We start from the raw sequence: 1,182 nt of genomic DNA, 5'->3' as shown, positions 1-1,182 counted from the left end.
CGTGGATGTGCGATGCCACCAGTTCGTTGGTACCGCGCACCATCTCGCCGAAGCCGCCGGGAAACGCGCTGTCGTCGCATCGGAAGCTGATGGTGCCCTCTTCATGCTTCGCCGCCATCTCGCGCTGCGAGGCGACCACGCGATGGACGGTGGACTGCATGTCACGCATGCTCATCAGAAGCTGGCCCACCTCGTCGCGATAGCGCGATGGGATGGGCGTGTCGAGATCCCCGGACGAGATCCGGCTGGCCACCTTGGCGGCATGGCGGATGCCGCGGGTGATCGCGCGCACCGTGTACCAGGACGCGCCCACGACGAGCGCCAGGATCAGCGCCACCATGGCCGCCCCGATGTACATCTTCGCGCGCGCCGCGCGCAGGTGCGCAGATGATTGGGACTGTAGTTCGGCGAGCGCGGCGTTGTCGATGGCGGCGAGTTTTGCTGCAAGCGCAGCGAGCGCCGCCGGATCCGCCTGGGCATCGTCGGCGGCGTAGGCGTCCTTGACCACGCTGTGGGCGGAGCGCAGGGCAGGCGCCGCAGTCCCCGTCAACGACAGGGCCTTGTCCATCTCCCGCACGTAGCTGCCCAGTTCCTGATGGAAGATGTCGAGCAGGACTTCCCGATGTGCATCGGCCACGTCAGGACCACGGCGATGGATGTCACCCAGCACGTCGGCCAGAGCGCTGGCCGCCCGCGGGAGCGACTGACTCGTGCCCAGCATCAAGTGGTAGCTCTCGGGGTGCGGTGTGTAGACCAGCAGGCTCTCGTCACCGAGTATCTCGACCGCCTGCAGAGCCTGTTCGACATGTTCGGCGATCGACGGGTCGTCGTGGGCGAGGTCGCGCAGGGTGCGCCACTCCCGGGCCAGCTTCTCGATGCTGGCGTGACTGTCATTCAGATGGGGCTGGGCAGCGGCGGATGCGACCGCTTTTTCGTACAGGGCGGTGATGTCGGCCTGCACGTCGGTCGTCCGTGCATCGCCACCACGACGCAGGTTGAGGGCACTGACCACGTCCAGCAGTTCTTCCAGCGCGGGCATGCTCGCGAGCTCGGTGCGATTCACGGCCAGTTGCTCTCGCAGCTGCGCGAGGTACGCCACCGAAGGCACGAGGATGCCAACGGTGGAAAGGCAGCAGATCAGGGTCAGCTTGAAAGCGGTCGTACGGTTGTTCCATGCAGCAA

General features: G+C 66.2%; 1 protein-coding gene. It reads right to left on the bottom strand.

All coding sequences use genetic code 11. The features are described from left to right. Positions 1-1,182: HAMP domain-containing protein (locus CSC78_RS18725; RefSeq protein WP_162339383.1), on the bottom strand; the 1,182-nt coding region annotated here is incomplete at both ends.

It is taken from the genome of Pseudoxanthomonas japonensis (assembly GCF_010093445.1).
Taxonomy (GTDB): domain Bacteria; phylum Pseudomonadota; class Gammaproteobacteria; order Xanthomonadales; family Xanthomonadaceae; genus Pseudoxanthomonas_A; species Pseudoxanthomonas_A japonensis.
Note: the sequence above shows the minus strand (reverse complement) of the source record. Positions and strands in the feature narration are given on the sequence as shown.